Source organism: Amycolatopsis jejuensis, assembly GCF_000717335.1.
Classification (GTDB): domain Bacteria; phylum Actinomycetota; class Actinomycetes; order Mycobacteriales; family Pseudonocardiaceae; genus Amycolatopsis; species Amycolatopsis jejuensis.
Map to the genome: position 1 here is coordinate 68,380 of NZ_JNYZ01000025.1, position 15,855 is coordinate 84,234.

15 protein-coding genes are annotated in these 15,855 nt (G+C 70.2%); 7 read left to right on the forward strand and 8 right to left on the reverse strand.

Going from position 1 to position 15,855, the window contains the following annotated elements; genetic code table 11:
• Positions 1-28: 28 nt before the first annotated feature.
• The gene (locus OO71_RS31130; protein WP_033293528.1) at positions 29-1,762 is read left to right on the forward strand and encodes an ABC transporter ATP-binding protein; all 1,734 of its coding nucleotides are present in this window, start codon (positions 29-31) and stop codon (positions 1,760-1,762) included.
• 193 nt (positions 1,763-1,955) lie between these two features.
• A complete protein-coding gene (locus OO71_RS31135) occupies positions 1,956-3,845 on the forward strand; it encodes an ABC transporter ATP-binding protein (RefSeq protein WP_211260653.1) in 1,890 nt (629 codons plus the stop codon).
• 259 nt (positions 3,846-4,104) lie between these two features.
• On the opposite strand, the gene OO71_RS31140 is transcribed toward OO71_RS31135, so the two are convergent.
• Positions 4,105-5,838 carry a pyruvate dehydrogenase gene (locus tag OO71_RS31140; protein WP_033293530.1) on the reverse strand — a complete coding sequence of 578 codons (1,734 nt, stop codon included), beginning with the start codon at positions 5,836-5,838 and terminating at the stop codon, positions 4,105-4,107.
• A gap of 125 nt (positions 5,839-5,963) precedes the next feature.
• Here OO71_RS31140 and OO71_RS31145 point away from each other — a divergent pair, with 125 nt between their 5' ends.
• Positions 5,964-6,710, forward strand: coding sequence for an SRPBCC family protein (locus OO71_RS31145; protein WP_033293531.1), 747 nt, complete (start codon positions 5,964-5,966; stop codon positions 6,708-6,710).
• Here OO71_RS31145 and OO71_RS31150 read toward each other — a convergent pair whose 3' ends face one another.
• The 3 genes from OO71_RS31150 to OO71_RS31160 form a co-directional block, all read right to left on the reverse strand.
• Positions 6,711-7,082: an SPW repeat domain-containing protein gene (locus OO71_RS31150; protein ID WP_033293532.1), complete on the reverse strand. Its 372-nt coding sequence runs from the start codon at positions 7,080-7,082 to the stop codon at positions 6,711-6,713.
• A 60-nt stretch (positions 7,083-7,142) separates the two neighbouring features.
• Complete coding sequence (locus OO71_RS31155) at positions 7,143-7,490, reverse strand: STAS domain-containing protein (RefSeq protein ID WP_033293533.1); 348 nt, start codon at positions 7,488-7,490, stop codon at positions 7,143-7,145.
• A 74-nt stretch (positions 7,491-7,564) separates the two neighbouring features.
• Positions 7,565-8,263, reverse strand: a complete 699-nt coding sequence (locus OO71_RS31160; RefSeq protein ID WP_033293534.1) for a DJ-1/PfpI family protein — start codon at positions 8,261-8,263, stop codon at positions 7,565-7,567.
• A gap of 97 nt (positions 8,264-8,360) precedes the next feature.
• Between OO71_RS31160 and OO71_RS31165 the strand changes: the two genes are divergently transcribed.
• The 3 genes from OO71_RS31165 to OO71_RS31175 all read left to right on the forward strand — a co-directional run bounded on the left by OO71_RS31165 (position 8,361) and on the right by OO71_RS31175 (position 11,707).
• Complete coding sequence (locus tag OO71_RS31165) at positions 8,361-9,335, forward strand: GlxA family transcriptional regulator (protein WP_033293593.1); 975 nt, start codon at positions 8,361-8,363, stop codon at positions 9,333-9,335.
• Positions 9,336-10,240: 905 nt separating this feature from the next.
• The gene (locus OO71_RS31170) at positions 10,241-11,368 is read left to right on the forward strand and encodes a YibE/F family protein (protein WP_033293594.1); all 1,128 of its coding nucleotides are present in this window, start codon (positions 10,241-10,243) and stop codon (positions 11,366-11,368) included.
• 78 nt (positions 11,369-11,446) lie between these two features.
• Positions 11,447-11,707 carry a hypothetical protein gene (locus tag OO71_RS31175; protein WP_033293535.1) on the forward strand — a complete coding sequence of 87 codons (261 nt, stop codon included), beginning with the start codon at positions 11,447-11,449 and terminating at the stop codon, positions 11,705-11,707.
• 3 nt (positions 11,708-11,710) lie between these two features.
• Here the strand turns inward: OO71_RS31175 and OO71_RS31180 are convergent, their stop codons facing one another.
• The gene (locus tag OO71_RS31180; protein WP_033293595.1) at positions 11,711-12,340 is read right to left on the reverse strand and encodes a hypothetical protein; all 630 of its coding nucleotides are present in this window, start codon (positions 12,338-12,340) and stop codon (positions 11,711-11,713) included.
• Positions 12,341-12,345: 5 nt separating this feature from the next.
• Entirely contained in the window at positions 12,346-12,927 is a 582-nt protein-coding gene (locus OO71_RS31185) for an MBL fold metallo-hydrolase (RefSeq protein ID WP_033293536.1), read from the reverse strand.
• Positions 12,928-13,061: 134 nt separating this feature from the next.
• On the opposite strand from OO71_RS31185, the gene OO71_RS31190 reads away from it, so the two are divergent.
• Entirely contained in the window at positions 13,062-13,940 is an 879-nt protein-coding gene (locus tag OO71_RS31190; RefSeq protein WP_033293537.1) for a peptidylprolyl isomerase, read from the forward strand.
• 19 nt (positions 13,941-13,959) lie between these two features.
• Here the strand turns inward: OO71_RS31190 and OO71_RS31195 are convergent, their stop codons facing one another.
• Together OO71_RS31195 and OO71_RS31200 are read right to left on the reverse strand one after the other, a co-directional pair.
• Positions 13,960-14,733: an enoyl-CoA hydratase/isomerase family protein gene (locus OO71_RS31195; RefSeq protein ID WP_033293538.1), complete on the reverse strand. Its 774-nt coding sequence runs from the start codon at positions 14,731-14,733 to the stop codon at positions 13,960-13,962.
• Positions 14,734-14,788: 55 nt separating this feature from the next.
• The gene (locus tag OO71_RS31200; protein ID WP_033293596.1) at positions 14,789-15,811 is read right to left on the reverse strand and encodes a helix-turn-helix transcriptional regulator; all 1,023 of its coding nucleotides are present in this window, start codon (positions 15,809-15,811) and stop codon (positions 14,789-14,791) included.
• Positions 15,812-15,855 lie beyond the last annotated feature (44 nt).

Below are 15,855 nucleotides of genomic sequence, written 5' to 3' on the forward strand. Positions count from 1 at the left end.
CACATCACCCCCGGGGGAGAACACGACCGTGCTGGTCAGACTGTTGCGCAGTTACCTGCGCCCCTACCAAGCCGTGCTGTGGCTCGTCGTCGCGCTGCAGCTGGTACAGACGATCGCCGCGCTCTACTTGCCGACGCTGAACGCCGACATCATCGACAACGGCCTGATCAAGGGCGACACCGGCTACATCATACGGATCGGCGGCGTGATGCTCGCGATCACGCTCGTCCAGATCGCCGGGTCGATCGGCGCCGTCTACTACGGCGCGCGCACCGCGTCGGCGCTCGGCCGCGACATCCGGGCCGGGATCTTCCATCGCGTACAGGATTTCTCCGCGCGCGAGGTCGGCAAGTTCGGCACGCCGTCGCTGATCACCCGCACCACCAACGACGTGCAGCAGATCCAGCTGCTCGCCGGGCTCACCTTCACGCTCATGGTGTCCGCGCCGATCATGTGCATCGGCGGCATCCTGCTCGCCCTGCAGCAGGACGTGCCGCTGTCGTCGCTGCTGCTGGTGATCGTGCCGATCCTGGGCATCGCGGTGAGCCTCATCATCGCGCGGATGCGCCCGGCGTTCCGGCTCATGCAGGTCCGCCTCGACAAGATCAACCAGGTCATGCGCGAGCAGATCATGGGCATCCGGGTGATCCGGGCGTTCGTGCGCGACCAGCACGAACGGGAACGTTTCGGGCAGGCCAACGACGATCTGTTCACCGTCTCCCTGCGGGTCGGACGGCTGATGGCGCTGATGTTCCCCACCGTGATGCTGGTGGTGAACGTGTCCAGCGTCGCCGTGCTGTGGTTCGGCGGGCAGCGGGTGGACAGCGGCAGCATGCAGATCGGCGCGCTCACCGCGTTCCTGGCCTACCTGCTGCAGATCCTGATGTCGGTCATGATGGCCACGTTCATGTTCATGATGGTGCCGCGCGCCGAGGTCAGTGCCGAGCGGATCAGCGAGGTGCTGGACACCGAGCCGAGCGTGCGCCCGCCCGCGGACCCGGTCCCGGCCGGTGCCGAACGCGGGTACCTCGACCTCTCCGGCGTCGAATTCCGGTACCCCGGCGCGGAAAAGCCGGTGCTTCAGGACGTGTCGCTGTTCGCCCGCCCCGGCGAGACCACGGCGATCATCGGCAGCACGGGCAGCGGGAAGACCACACTGCTCAACCTCATCCCGCGGCTGATGGACGCCACCGCGGGCAGCGTCCGGGTGGACGGCGTCGACGTGCGCAGCCTCGACCCGGCGGCCCTGTCGGCGGCGGTCGGCATGGTCCCGCAGAAGCCGTACCTGTTCGCCGGCACGGTCGCCAGCAACCTGCGCTACGGCAATCCGGACGCCACCGACGAGCAGCTCTGGCAGGCACTGGAAGTGGCGCAGGGCAAGGACTTCGTCGAGCGGATGGAGCAGGGTCTCGACTCCCCCATCGCCCAGGGCGGCACCAACGTGTCGGGCGGGCAGCGGCAGCGGATCGCGATCGCGCGGATGCTGGTGCACCGGCCGGAGATCTACCTGTTCGACGACTCCTTCAGTGCGCTCGACTACGCCACCGACGCAGCCCTGCGCCGAGCGCTGACCGACGAAACCCGCGACGCGACAGTCGTGATCGTCGCGCAGCGGGTGAGCACCATCCGCAGCGCGGACCGGATCATCGTGCTCGACGACGGCCGCGTCGTCGGCACCGGAACCCACCACGAACTGATGGACACCAACGAAACGTACCGAGAGATCGTGCTTTCGCAGCTGACTGAACAGGAGGCGGCGTGAGCACACAATTGCGACAGCCCGCTCGGGCCGCCGACTGGGTGCGGGTATCCCGCAAGACACAGGAGGCGGCGTGAGCGAGGACACCAAGGCTCCCGAGAGCCCGGCCGCCGACGCAGGCGAGCCGCCTGCCGCACCCCGCAATGCCTTGCGGCCACCACCTGCGGCAGGCCCCGGCCGGTTCATGGCCGGGAACATGCCCGCGGAGAAAGCGCTCAACTTCAAGGGTTCGCTGGCCCGGCTGCTGCGTTTGCTGCGGCCGCAGCAGGCCGCGCTGATCGGGGTACTCGTGCTCGGCGCGGCCAGCGTCGCGCTCACCGTCATCGGGCCGAAGGTCCTCGCGCGGGCCACCGACCTCATCTTCGCCGGCGTCACCAGCCGTGGTTTGCCCGCCGGGGCCACGAAAGAACAGGTGATCGCCGGGCTGCGAGCGCGCGGCGAGAACACGCTCGCGGACATGTTCACCCGCGTCGACCTGGTTCCCGGGCACGGCGTCGACTTCACCGCGGTCGGCCAGGTGCTGGCGATCGTGCTGGCGCTGTACGTCGTCGCGTCGTTCTTCGGGGTCATCCAGGCGCGGCTCACCACGAACCTCGTGCAGGGCGCGGTGTACCGGCTGCGCCAGGACGTCGAGGACAAGTTCGCGCGGCTGCCGCTGAAGTACTTCGACCGCCAGCCGCGCGGTGAGGTGCTGAGCCGGGTCACCAACGACATCGACAACCTCGCGCAGTCGTTGCAGCAGACGCTGTCGCAGATCGTCACGTCGCTCTTCACGGTGATCGGCGTGCTGGTGATGATGTTCCTGATCTCGCCGCTGCTGGCGGTGATCGTGCTGCTCACGGTGCCGCTGTCGGTGTACGTCGCGGCGCGCATCGGCAAGCGCTCGCAGCCGCAGTTCATCAGCCAGTGGGCCACCACCGGACGGCTCAACGCGCACATCGAGGAGATGTACACCGGCCACTCGCTGGTGCACGTGTTCGGCCGCCGCAAGGAGGCCGAGGCGGTGTTCCGCGAGCAGAACGAAACGCTGTACCAGGCGAGCTTCAAAGCCAGCTTCATCTCCGGCACGATCCAGCCGGCGATGATGTTCATCGGCAACCTGAGCTACGTGCTGGTCGCGGTGGTCGGCGCACTGCGGGTCGCCTCGGGCACGCTGACGCTGGGCGACGTGCAGGCGTTCATCCAGTACTCGCGGCAGTTCAGCCAGCCGGTCACGCAGATCGCGAGCATGGCGAACCTGCTGCAGTCCGGGGTCGCCTCGGCCGAGCGGGTGTTCGCGCTGCTGGACGCCGAGGAGCAGGAGCCCGAGCCCGCCGACCCGGCCCGGCCGGACGTCGTGGCGGGCCGCGTCGAGTTCGAGGACGTGTCGTTCCGCTACCTGGAGGACACGCCGCTCATCGAGGACCTGTCGCTGACGGTGGAACCAGGCCAGACGGTCGCGATCGTCGGCCCGACCGGCGCAGGCAAGACCACGCTGGTCAACCTGCTGATGCGGTTCTACGAAATCGACGGCGGCCGCATCACCCTGGACGGCGTCGACATCAAGGCGATGAACCGCGAGGAACTCCGCGACAAGACCGGCATGGTCCTGCAGGACGCCTGGCTGTTCGGCGGCACGATCGCGGAGAACATCGCCTACGGCGCCGACGACGTCACCCGCGAGCAGGTAATCGAGGCGGCAAAGGCGACGTACGTGGACCGTTTCGTCCGAACTCTGCCGGAGGGTTACGACACAGTCCTAGACGACGAAGGCGGCACAGTCAGCGCAGGCGAAAAGCAGCTGATCACTGTTGCACGGGCATTCCTGGCCAAGCCGGCAATCCTGATCCTGGACGAGGCAACGAGCTCGGTGGACACACGCACCGAGGTCCTGATCCAGCACGCAATGAACTCACTGCGCACCGGCCGCACCAGCTTCGTGATCGCCCACCGCCTGTCCACCATCCGCGACGCAGACGTAATCCTGGTAATGGAAAACGGCCACATAGTAGAACAAGGCGACCACGAAACCCTCCTACACGCAGGCGGCGCCTACTCCCGCCTGTACGCCGCACAATTCGCCGAAGCAATGGCAGAAACCGACTAACCCAAGTCCGTGAAGGGAACCATCACGGAATCAGATTCCCTCATGGTTCCCTTCACAGACCACAAACCCACCACCCCACCGCCGCCGACGCACCCACCGGAACCACGGCACCCAGACCCGGCCCTGCACCCCGATCCGAAGCCCGAACACGGTCTGAGGGGCTTGTCAAGGCATCTTTCCCGCCTTGACAAGGCCCTCAGACCGTCGTCACAATCCAGCTTCGGGGTGCCCCACCGCAACGCTCCAAGCCGGGGCACCTTCACAGCCGCGGAATATTACGCAAGTTCGACCGCGCCAATTCCAGCATCTTCCCCACCCCACCACTCAGCACAGTCTTACTAGCCGCCAACGCAAACCCCCGAACCTGCGCCGCCGTGATATTCGGCGGAATAGACAACGCATTGGGATCCGTAATCACATCCAGCACCGCAGGTCCGTCATGCGCAAGAATCTCCCGCACCCCGTCCCGGACCTCCCCCGGCTTCTCCACCCGCCGCGCATGCAACCCCGCCGCCCGCGCGATCCCGGCGAAATCCACCTGATCGTGGTCGGTCCCGAACTCCGGCAACCCGTCCACGAGCATCTCCAGCTTCACCATCCCCAGCGAAGAGTTGTTGAACACCACCGCCTTCACCGGCAGCGAATGCGTCTTCAACGTCAGCAACTCCCCCATCAGCATCGCCAGCCCGCCATCCCCGCACATCGCGACGACCTGCCGACCCGGCGCCGCGACCTGCGCCCCGATCGCGTGCGGCAACGCATTCGCCATGCTCCCGTGCACGAATGACCCGAGAATCCGCCGCTGCCCGTTCGGCGTGAGATAACGCGCCGCCCAGACATTGCACATCCCCGTGTCCACAGTGAACACCGCATCGTCCGCAGCTTCTTCATCGAGCACATCTGCAACGAACTCCGGATGCAGCGGAACGTGTTTCGCCACTTCAGTGGTGTAAGCGTCGACCACCCGCTGCAAACTGCGTTCATGCTTGCGCAACATGGCATGCAGAAACGACCGATCATCCCGCGGCCGCAGTTTCGGCAGCACCGCCCGGATCGTCGCCCCGACATCCCCTTGTACCCCGAACTCCAGCACCGAACGGCGCCCGATCCGCGACGGATCGATGTCCACCTGCACGGTATTGCGTTGCGGCAGAAACGTGTCGTACGGGAAATCGGTCCCGAGCAGCAGAACCAGATCAGCCTCGTGCATCGCGTCGTAACAAGCACCGTACCCGAGCAGACCGCTCATGCCGACGTCGAACGGATTCTCGTACTGCACGAACTCCTTGCCCCGCAAGGAATGCCCGACCGGCGCCCCGATCGCCCCGGCCAGCGCCAGCACGTCGTCGTGCGCGTCGCGGCATCCGGCCCCGGCCATGATCATCACCTTGTCCGCCCGGTCGATCCGGTCGGCGAGCCGGGTGACGTCAGTCTCGGCGGGCACCACCGCAGGCGGGCTGCCGAGCGACGCGGACTCACCCGTCGCATGCGCTGCAGGCTCGTGCGACACGTCGCCGGGCAGCACCAGCACCGCTGCCCCACGCCGGCCGACCGCGTTCTGTACCGCGATCCGCGCCAGCCGCGGCATCTGCTCGGCCGAGCTCACCAGCTCGCAATAGTGCGAACATTCGGCGAACAACTGCTGCGGATGCGTTTCCTGGAAGAACCCGGTACCGATCTGCGTGGACGGGATGTGCGACGCGATGGCGAGCACCGGCGCGCCCGAACGGTGCGCGTCGTAGACCCCCTGCAGCAGATGCAGGTTGCCCGGCCCGCAACTGCCCGCGCACACCGCGAGCCGCCCGGTGAGCTGGGCTTCGGCCGCGGCGGCGAACGCGCCCGCCTCCTCGTTGCGCACGTGCACCCATTCGATCCCGGCGGTGCGGCGCACGGCGTCGACGACGGGGTTGAGACTGTCCCCGACCACCCCGTAGATTCGGCGGACCCCGGACTGCACGAGAACGTCGATCAGCTGGTCGGCCACTGTTGCCATGCGCTCTGGTCCCTTCGTGAGGTTCCCTCGCAGTCTCGCATCGATCCCGCGGGCCGCCCACCGTATTGACAGATATTCTTGTCAATGGCACGGTGATCACCGGAGCGACGAGGAGGGCACGGGCGATGACACGCGAGTTCGAGGTGCGCAAGGAGGTCCGGCTGCCCGCCGAGCCCGCGGAGGTGTGGGACGCGGTGGCGACCGGGCCCGGGATCGATTCGTGGTTCATGGGCAGGCACGAGGTGGACGCCGCCGCCAAGCAGGTCCGGTTCCGGCTCGGCGAAATGCGCACCGAAGCCGAGATCACCGCGTGGGAACCGCCGCGCCGGTTCGCCTACCGCGGCGAGCCTGCACCGGACGGCACGTTCGACGCGTTCGAATTCCTCGTCGAAGCAGCCGGGGGCGGAGCGTCGGTGCTGCGGTTCGTGCACCGCGGCTTCATCGCCGACGACTGGGGCGACGAGTACCACGAGTCGTTCTCCGTCGGCTGGGAGATGTACCTGCACACCCTCGGCCAGCTGCTCCGCCACTTCCCCGCCCGGCACGCGACCTACGTGACCGCCGAAGCCCCGGCGTCCTCCACCGGCCCGGAAGCCTGGCCGAAGCTCCTCACCGCCCTCGGCCTGCCGCCGCAACCGGAAGCGGGACAACAGGTTCGCTTCACCGTCGGCGGTCAGCAGATCGACGGCGTCCTCGACTACTCGACCCCCCGTTTCGCCGGCGTCCGCACACCCGACGCGCTGTACCGCTTCCACGAACGGTCGCTCATGGGCATCCCGATCGCCGCCGGGCACCACCTGTTCCTCCCGCAGGTCGACGAAGCCGCCCAAAGCACGGTGTGGCAACGCTGGCTGGCCGACGTGCTCGCCTGATCACCGGCCCCGCGTCAGCAACGCGATCCCGGCCAGCACCACCACCGCACCGGCGATCACGTTGCCGATCACTGCGCCGGTCGACGGCACGGTTTCGTCGCCGTAGCGGAGGACGAACGGCGACACCGCAGCCCACGCTCCGAGCACCGGCAGGACCCAGGTCAGTGCCTGGGTCCCGGAATCGCGCGCCCGCATGGCGGCGAAGACGACCATCGCGAGCCCGGCCACCGTATTGCTCACGGCGAGTTCCGCGGCCCCGCCGAACCGCGCGAGCCAGGGCGCCGCGATCAGGTACAGACCGGCGAGCACGGCCAGCCCGGCCGCGCCGCCGACGACCACGGTCTTGCGGGGAACTGTGCTGCTTTCCGACATCCCGGACCACCTCGGCAGAGTTCGCTTCCACCACTGGGGTACCCGGAATCCGGCCGGAGATCACGCACCCGCGGCGGCGCACGCCTCCTGCAGGCCACGCCGGACGGGAACGCCGAGCTCCGAGACCGCGAACGCCCGCAGCACGAGTGGCCCCGTCGCGACCACGGAGAGCTTCGGCCGCGTCCGGCTCGCCTCCTCTAGCACGCGCAGCCCGGCGCAGCTGAGGTACCCGACCCTCGACAGGTCTACGACCAGCTTCTCCCCGACCACGCACGCATCACTGAGGACGGTGCGGAACTCGCCGACCGAAGCGACGTCGATTTCCCCCGCAGCGGTGACCAGCACCAGCTGGTTGTCACGCAGGGTGGTGAGGAGGGTCAATCCGGCACCCCCGCGACGGAAATTCATTCGCCAGACCGTACGCGTCCGCGCGGCCCGGTCAAGCCGTCCGGCCGGATCCGGTGGGGGAATTCACGGCCGGGTCAGAGGTGAGCGAGCAGTTTGTCGCGCAGCTGCGGCACGCCGGCGAGACCGTCCCGCACGGTGCGTTCGGTGAACGGGCGCAGCTCCGCGGCCGGCGCCTGTGACCAGTCGAGCGGACCGAGCGGTGGCTGCGGGTCGTACTCGAGCCCGAACTGGACCAGCCGCTGGGCCGCCGGTCCGCCCAGCTTGCCCACCAGGTACAACGCCAGGTCGATGCCCGCCGCGACCCCGGCGCCGGTGATCACCGGGCCGTCCTCGACCCAGCGCTGCGCGACCGGTTCGGCGCCGAACGCGCGCAGCAGGTCACGGAACATCCAATGCGTGGTGGCTTTGCGGCCGTCGAGCAGCCCGGCCTCGCCGAGCAGCAGCGATCCGGTGCACACCGAGCAGACGAACTCGGCCGTGGCGGCGGCTTTCCGCAGGTACGCCATGAGAGTGGGGTCGGCCATGGCCTGCAGTGTCGGCGCGCCGCCGCCGGGAACGAGCAGCCACGACGGCGCGGGCAGGTCGGCGAAGGTGTGGCTGGGCGCGAGCCGCAGCGGCGTGTCGGTCCCGACGACGTCGAGGGTCTCGCCCACCACTGCCACCCGGACGTCCGGGGCTGTCTCGGCGAAGGTGTTGATCACCTGCAGCGGGCCGACCAGGTCCATCGGGGTCAAGCCGGGGTACACGACGAATGCGAACGTCTTCTCGGTCATGGCTCAACCGTCCCGGGGGACGGGGCAGGGCGGGCAGCGGGTGTCCGAAATCCTGCGAACCCTGTCGATCGGCCGGGCGACCTGCTATCGTGCGGCCATGCCGGGAGCCGCGCGGCAGATCGTGATCCTCGGGTACCCCGACGCCGAACTGCTCGACATCGCCTGCGTGTCCGACGTGTTCGACGCCGCGAACCGCCTCGGCGCGAACCGGCCGTACGAGGTCCGGCTCGCCACCGTCGACGGACGGCCGTTCACCTGCCAGGGCGGCATCACGGTCACCCCGCACCTGCGCCTCGACCAGATCCGCGGCCCGCTCGACACGGTCGTTTCGGCAGGCGGGCTCGGGCACCGCGCCGCGGCAAGGGACGAGCGGCTGCTCGAGCACGTCCGGCGGCTGTCGAACCTGAGCAGGCGCACGGCGTCGGTGTGCACGGGGTCCACGGTGCTGGCCGCCGCGGGCCTCCTGAGCGGCCGCCGGGCGACCACGCATTGGGCCTACGCGGCGCGGATGGCGGCGGAATACCCGTCGGTGTCGGTGGATCCGGTACCGCTTTTCGTGCGGCACGGGGACGTCTACACGTCGGCGGGCGTCACGAGCGGGCTGGACCTCTGCCTGTCCTTCGTCGAGGACGACCACGGCCCGACGCTCGCCCGCGAAACCGCGCGCTCCCTCGTCACGTACCTGCAGCGGCCCGGGAACCAGGCGCAGGTGAGCATGTTCCTGTCCGGTCCGCCGCCGGAACACCGGCAGGTCCGCGACCTGACGGCGTACGTCGCCGAGCACCTCGCCGACGACCTCGGGACCCCCGCGCTGGCCGCCAAGGCGGGCATCAGCACCCGGCAGCTGACCCGGCTCTTCGACGCCCACCTCGGCACCACGCCGGGAAAGTACGTGCGCACCGTCCGCGCGGAACACGCGGCCCGCCTCCTGTCCGGCACCGACCTGCCGCTCACCGCCATCGCCCGCCGCTGCGGCTTCGGCTCGACCGAAACCCTGCGGCAGGCGTTCCTTGACCACTTCGACACCCCGCCGTCGGCCTACCGGCGAGTGCATCTGCGCGCGCACGCTTGAACGAAACGCCGGATACGCCCGCCTCCTCCCCCACCCGGTACGGGTGAACGGCAAGCGGGGAGGGCAGGATGTCCGCCGTGGCACCGCGCGACTACCCCGAACACGACCCCGACGACACCGGCCCCCTGCCCCGGCTGCCGGGTGAACCGCCTGCCACCCCCGCTGCGCCACCGCCTGCCGGGCGCCGGGCGCGCCGCCCGGAACCGGACCGCGATCCCGGCCGCACGGGAGAACCTCGCCGTACCCGGGGAACCCCCGTCCCGCAGCCCGGCAGCCCGGGCACCCCGGGCACTCCGCCGGAACGCGGCTCCCGGCCCCGAAATCCCCGGGCTGCCACCCAGCCCGGGGATCCGCGAACGACCAGCGCCGACTCCCGGGCAACCGCCAGGCACACCGACGAGCCCCGCACGACCGGCACCGACTCCCGGGCAACCGCCAGGCACACCGGCGAACCGCGCTCGGCCGACGCCGACTCCCGAACGACCGGCGCCCAGTCGGCCAGCCAGCACACCGGCGAGCCGCCGACACCCGGCACCGACTCCCGGCCAACCGCAACGCGCACCGGCGAACCGCGCACTCCGGCCGCCGACTCCCGCGGCACCGGCCTCCGGCGAGGCAGCAAACACTCCGGCGAGCCGCGAACGACCGACGCCGAGCCCCGCACCACCGGCGCTCAGCCCCGCTCCCGCCGCCCCGGTGACACGCCTCCCCCGAGCTCCCGACGCCGCCCGGCGAAACCGGTCCCCCGGGAGTCCGAAAAGGACACTCCACAACCTCCTCCCCCCAACGAAAACCCGGCCACCGGACACGGCCACGGACACGGCCCGGCCGCCCCCGCCTCCCAGCGGGTCCGGAAGCTGCTCATCTGGCTCCTCGCCCCGCTGGCCGTAGCCACCGTCGCAGGCATGATCATCCTCTACCCCTGGGGCAAAGCGACCCCGAAAAGTGCCGTCCCGCAAGGAAATCCGGTCGCGGCGACGATCACCACCGCGACGTCCGGGCCGTGCCTCCAGCCGGGGCAGGTGCAGGTCGGGTCGCAGCCGGATCCCGGGAGCAAACCCTGTCTCACCGTGGACCTCCGGATGACCGACGGGCCCGCGTCCGGGAAACCGCTCCGGCTCACCGCCCCGCTCGAACCGGGCAGCCCGCGGTTTTCCGCCGGGGACAATGTCGTCCTCGCCTACAACGGCGGCAATCCGGCCGACCCGCAGTCGTTCCAGCTCGTCGACTTCCAGCGGGGTACGCCGCTCGTGGTCCTCGCTGCGTTGTTCGCGCTCGCGGTGCTCGTGCTCGGGCGGTGGCAGGGGCTCGCCGCGCTGGTGGCGCTGGTGCTGAGTTTCGTGGTGATCGTGCTCTTCGTGCTGCCCTCGATCCTGTCCGGCGAAAACCCGCTGCTCGTCGCGATCGCGGGCGCGGGCGCGATCATGTTCCTCGCGCTGTACCTGACCCATGGGCTGTCCGCGAGAACGTCGGTCGCCGTGCTCGGCACGCTGGTGAGTCTCGCGCTGATTGGCGTGCTGTCGGCGATTTTCTCGGCGGCGGCGTCGCTCACCGGCCTCGACGACGGCACCACCACGCTCATCGGCTCCCTCGGCCACGGGATCGACGCGCGCGGTCTCCTCCTGGCGGGCATCGTGATCGGCGCCCTCGGCGTCCTCGACGACGTCACCATCACCCAGACCAGCGCCGTCTGGGAACTGCGGCGGGCGAACCCGTCGCTCGGCTGGCGCGAGCTGTACCGGTCGGGGCTGCGGATCGGCCGCGACCACGTCGGGTCCGCGGTGAACACGCTCGTCATGGCGTACGCCGGCGCCGCGCTGCCGGTGATGCTGTACTCCGCGATCTCCGGTGTGGGCCTCGGCGCGCTGCTCGGCAGCGAGAGCATCGCGGCAGAGATCATCCGCACCCTCGCCGGGTCGGTGGGCATCGTCGCGGCCGTGCCCGTGACGACGGTGCTGGCCGCGCTCATTGCCGCACGCGAACCCGTCGAGCACCTCATGAGCACCACGAGTACCGCAGAGTCACACGAGTAACACGAGCCAGCCCCGGCGCAACCCCGGCCCTGCGGGTGCGGCTACCTTGGCCGCGACACCGCACTTCGAGGAGGCGCTGTGTTCTCAGCTGTCCTGGCCGGACCCCGGGTCACGGTGCACCTCGTCCGCAGGCTGTTCGCGTCGGTGCTGAAGGCGGCCGAGACAGTGCCCCGGATCGCCACTGCCGTCGACGACGTCCGCGCCACTCTCCGCCAGATCGAACGGCTGCTCACCTACGTCGCCGAGGAACTTCCCGAACTCACCGACCAGCTCGACCGCATCCGCGCCCGCGTCGACGGCCTGGAGGAACGCACGCGGGAACCGGCCGGACGAGACTGACCGTCAGCCGAGCGTCGCGACGAACCGGCTCACCGCTTCCATCGGGAACCGCTGCAGGTACTTCCCCGCCGGAGCCGCCGACGCCAGCCGGTACAGCGGCCGGTCCGCCACCGCGTCCCCGCGCGCTTCCGAGCGCAGCTCCGCCACCAGCAGCTCCGAGAACACCAGGCCGTTCGCCTCGGTGTTGTTCAGCAACGCATCCGCGAGGCGACGCAGCTCCAGCGCACCCAGTTCCCGCCCACCGGTACCCGAAAACACCGCCAGGTCGAGCTTCACCGAGCGCCGCCGGTGCCCCGCGTTCACCAGCAGGCCGACCGTGCGCGTGCCGCGGACGTCGCTGATCACCATGTCCAGCCGGGGCGCCTCGACCAGGTCGACACGCCGCACACCCCAGGTCCGCACCACCAGCGTGGTGCCTTCGAGCCAGATCCGGCGGCGGAACGCGAAGGCCACCACGTAGGCCAGCGGCAGCCCGACCACGGCCGCCGTCACCAGCCCCGCGATCTGCCCGCCGATCAGGCCCGCGATCCCGCCGAACGCCGCGGCCAGGATCGCCACCCCGATCACTCCCGACCACGCGCGCCGGCGGCGGAGCTTCGGATCGTCCGAGAACAGCGGCAGCTTCTCGCTCATCGCGGTCACTCCCCGGTCCCGGGCAGGAACGGGTTGGTGGCGCGTTCGCGGCCGATCGTGGTGGCCGGTCCGTGGCCGGGCAGCACGACGGTGCCGTCGGCGAGCAGAAGCAGTGTGCGCAACGATTTCTCCAGGTCGGCGCCGGATCCGCCGGTACGCCCGACCGACCCGGCGAACAGCGTGTCCCCCGTGAACACCAGCCTGCCACCTTCGCCGGTCTCCGCGGTGAACGCCACCGACCCCGGCGTGTGCCCGGGCAGCTCGAGCACTCCGAGCTCCAGCCCGGCGACCTCGAACTCGGCGGGCAGCGGCAAGACCGGACCGTCGTACCACCCGGCGTCGCCCGCATGCAGCCGCAGCGGCGCATCCCACGCCCGCGCCAGCTCCGCGGCCGCCCCGATGTGATCGGGATGGCCGTGCGTGGCCAGCAGCGCGACGGGCGTCAGGTCGTGCTCGGCCAGCGCTTCGGCCAGCGGCGACGCAGCCTCCTCACCAGGGTCGATCACGACGCACGGACCCCCGGCAGCCGGGGCCAGCAGGTAACAATTCGACTGCAGCGGCCCCGCGGCGAACCCGGCGACGAGCACGAACCCCTCCTCCGGGAAGCGGCCTTGATCACGACCAGGAGAAGACTAGCCGCCCCTGTACGGAGTCCTCACAGGCTGTGCCCATACACTGCCGCTACCTCAGACTGTGACTCCGAGCGGAAACTGGAGGGCGGGTGGCGACCAACCAGCAGCGCCGAGAAGCCGCTAAGCGCAAACTCGAGCGGCAGCTCGTGCGCCGGGCGGAGCGGGCGAAGCGACGCAAGATCGTGGGCGCTGGAGTGGTCGGCGGTGTCGTCCTCATCGTCGCCGGTCTCGTGGTGTGGATCGTGAACAGCGGTGGCAGCAGCGACGAACCGGCCGCGGCACCGCCGTCGAGCTCGACGCCGCCGGTCCCGAGCGTCACGAACATCCCCACCCAGCGCACCGCGCTGCCGCAGCGCCCGAAGGCGCTGCCGAACCCGACCACGTGCTCGTACCCGGCAGACAGCAAGAGCGCACCGTCGGCGAAGAAGCCCACCGTGCCCGAAGGCAAGAACGTGTCTTCGAACGGCACCGTGAACGTCACGATGAAGACCGCACAGGGCGACATCCCGCTGACGCTCGACCGGTCGCTCGCGCCGTGCACCGTGCAGGCCTTCGAAAGCCTGGCGAAGCAGGGTTTCTTCACCGACACGATCTGCCACCGGCTCGGCGTGACCGACCTGCAGATGCTGCAGTGCGGCGACCCGTCCGCAAAGGGCGACGTGACCACCGACGGCCGCGGCGGCCCCGGCTTCACCGTGCCGGACGAGTTCATCGACGGAGAGAAGTACGGCCGCGGCATCCTCGCGATGGCCAACACCGGCCAGCCGAACAGCGGCGGCAGCCAGTTCTTCATGGTCTACGGCACCGCCGAGCTGCCGCCGCAGTACACGATCTTCGGCAGCATCTCCGACGAGGGCCTCAAGGTCCTCGACAAGATCGCGAAGGCCGGCATCGGCGCCATCGGCCAGGACGGCTCCACCGGCGAGCCCAAGCAGCCGGTGAAGTTCACCGCGGTCACGGTTTCCTGACCGCCGCGCCGGAGTTCGCCTAGCGGTAGGTGAACTCCGGCGCCCGGCGGTTGAGGAACGCGTCCACTCCCTCCGCGTAGTCCTCGCCGTGCAGCGCGGCCAGGCGGATGTCTTCCACCTCCTCGTCGGTGGTCTCCTGCCCGGCGGTGATCTTCTCGATGATCCGGTTCATCCCGCGGATCGACGCCTGCGACCGTGCGCTCAGCGTGGCCGTGAACCGCTCGGTGGCCTGTTCGAGGTCCGGGAACACGTCGTTGACCAGGCCGATTTCCCGCGCCCGCCGGGCGTCCACCAGCTCGCCGGACAGCAGGAAGAACCGCGCGTGCGCCGGGCCGACCAGCGACACGAGCTGCCGGGTGGACGCGAAGTGGTACACGATGCCGAGCTTGGCCGGGGTGATGCCGAACCGCGCGTCTTCCGCGGCAAACCGGAAATCGCACGCGACCGCGACCTGGCAGCCGCCGCCGATGCAGTTGCCCCGTACCATCGCGACCGACGGCTTGCGCATCGCGGTGAGCGCCGCCACCGCGCCGTCCACTGCCTCGTCATAGGCCGCAGCCGCCTCGGCGGTGGAGCGCAGCTCGCGGAACTCGCCGATGTCCGCCCCCGCCGAAAAATGCCGTCCGGCCCCGGTGATGACGAGCACCTTCAGCTCCGGATCGGCCTCGACCCCGGCCACCACACCGGGGATCGCCGACCACATGCCGTGCGTGATCGCGTTCATCTTCTCCGGCCGGGACAACGTCAGCCGGGCCACGGCCCCTTCGCGGGTGAGCTCGAATCCGTCGGTCATGCGAGCACATTAGCCGCAACCCCCGACGTTTTCTCCGGCCCTGTGACGTGATCGCCTACCCGGACAGCCGCGCCGTCAGCTCGCCCCGGCTGCGCACGCCGACCTTGCCGAACACCGACTTCAGGTGGTCCTGCACGGTGTTCGCGGAAATCCCGAGCCGCGCCGCGATGTCCGAAGTGGACAGTCCGCCGAGGACCTCGCGGCACACGTCGCGTTCACGCGCGGTCAGCCGGTACGCCGCGAGCAGCACGCCGAGCAGCTCGGCACCGGACGCGCGTTCGATCGTCACCACGGTCTCCCCCGCGTCCTCGTCCGAGACCAACCTGCTGGCGTGCAACACAATCCAGCCGCCGCGGGCGTCGCGGACGCGCGCCCGGAAGGTACCGCTCGCCGCCGCCTGCGCGCCCACCACCACTGCCCGCAGCATCACCGCGAACCGGCCTTCGGCGATAGCGTCCAATTCGGACTCCCACTTCCCCGCCCCGGCAGTCGCCCCGCGCCGCCGGCCGTCCGGGCCGACCACGATGATCGCCGGGTCCGCTTTCGCCGTGCCGACGCGAGCCCGCGCCGCGACGCGGGTCGCCGCCGCGAGGGTCGGCCCGATCGAGCTCAGGAACTCCACCTCGCGGTCGCTGAACTCGCCGCGCCGCACCAATCCGGCCGCGGCCCAGCAGGTGCCGTCCGCGCGGAAGCCGACGCGCAGCTCGTGATCCAGCCCCAGCGGCCGCCACACCTGCGCCCACCGGCCGCTGCGTTCACGCTCGCGGCGGGGCAGGTCGGACAGCCGCGCCACCGGCACCGGACGCCGGGCCAGCTGCGCGAAGGTGTGCGGTTCGGCGCCGTCGTACTCATACGTCGCCAGCAGTGGTTCGTACTCCCCCGGAATCCGGGCGCGGCCGCTGGTCATCGAGCTGATCACCGCGGTGTCCGGGTCCAGCGACGCCCAGCAGGTCAGCTCCGTGGGCACGATCCGCTCGACCAGCTCGATGGCCGCCTCGTGCAGCTCGGCGACCCCGTAGCCCGCCGCGGCGAGAGCCGCCAGCTCCCGCCGTACAGTCTGTGCCCGGCCTTCCCACACGGACGAAAGTATGCGCCGCCCCGCCACCCCCCGGTATCCCGGAT

Bases quoted from the DNA above. Each gene is read 5' to 3' on its own strand.
- OO71_RS31135 (WP_211260653.1), top strand. From the start codon at position 1,956: ATGCCCGCGGAGAAAGCGCTCAACTTCAAGGGTTCGCTGGCCCGGCTG.
- OO71_RS31140 (WP_033293530.1), bottom strand. From the start codon at position 5,838: ATGGCAACAGTGGCCGACCAGCTGATCGACGTTCTCGTGCAGTCCGGG.
- OO71_RS31145 (WP_033293531.1), top strand. From the start codon at position 5,964: ATGACACGCGAGTTCGAGGTGCGCAAGGAGGTCCGGCTGCCCGCCGAG.
- OO71_RS31150 (WP_033293532.1), bottom strand. From the start codon at position 7,082: ATGTCGGAAAGCAGCACAGTTCCCCGCAAGACCGTGGTCGTCGGCGGC.
- OO71_RS31155 (WP_033293533.1), bottom strand. From the start codon at position 7,490: ATGAATTTCCGTCGCGGGGGTGCCGGATTGACCCTCCTCACCACCCTG.
- OO71_RS31160 (WP_033293534.1), bottom strand. From the start codon at position 8,263: ATGACCGAGAAGACGTTCGCATTCGTCGTGTACCCCGGCTTGACCCCG.
- OO71_RS31165 (WP_033293593.1), top strand. From the start codon at position 8,361: ATGCCGGGAGCCGCGCGGCAGATCGTGATCCTCGGGTACCCCGACGCC.
- OO71_RS31170 (WP_033293594.1), top strand. From the start codon at position 10,241: ATGATCATCCTCTACCCCTGGGGCAAAGCGACCCCGAAAAGTGCCGTC.
- OO71_RS31180 (WP_033293595.1), bottom strand. From the start codon at position 12,340: ATGAGCGAGAAGCTGCCGCTGTTCTCGGACGATCCGAAGCTCCGCCGC.
- OO71_RS31195 (WP_033293538.1), bottom strand. From the start codon at position 14,733: ATGACCGACGGATTCGAGCTCACCCGCGAAGGGGCCGTGGCCCGGCTG.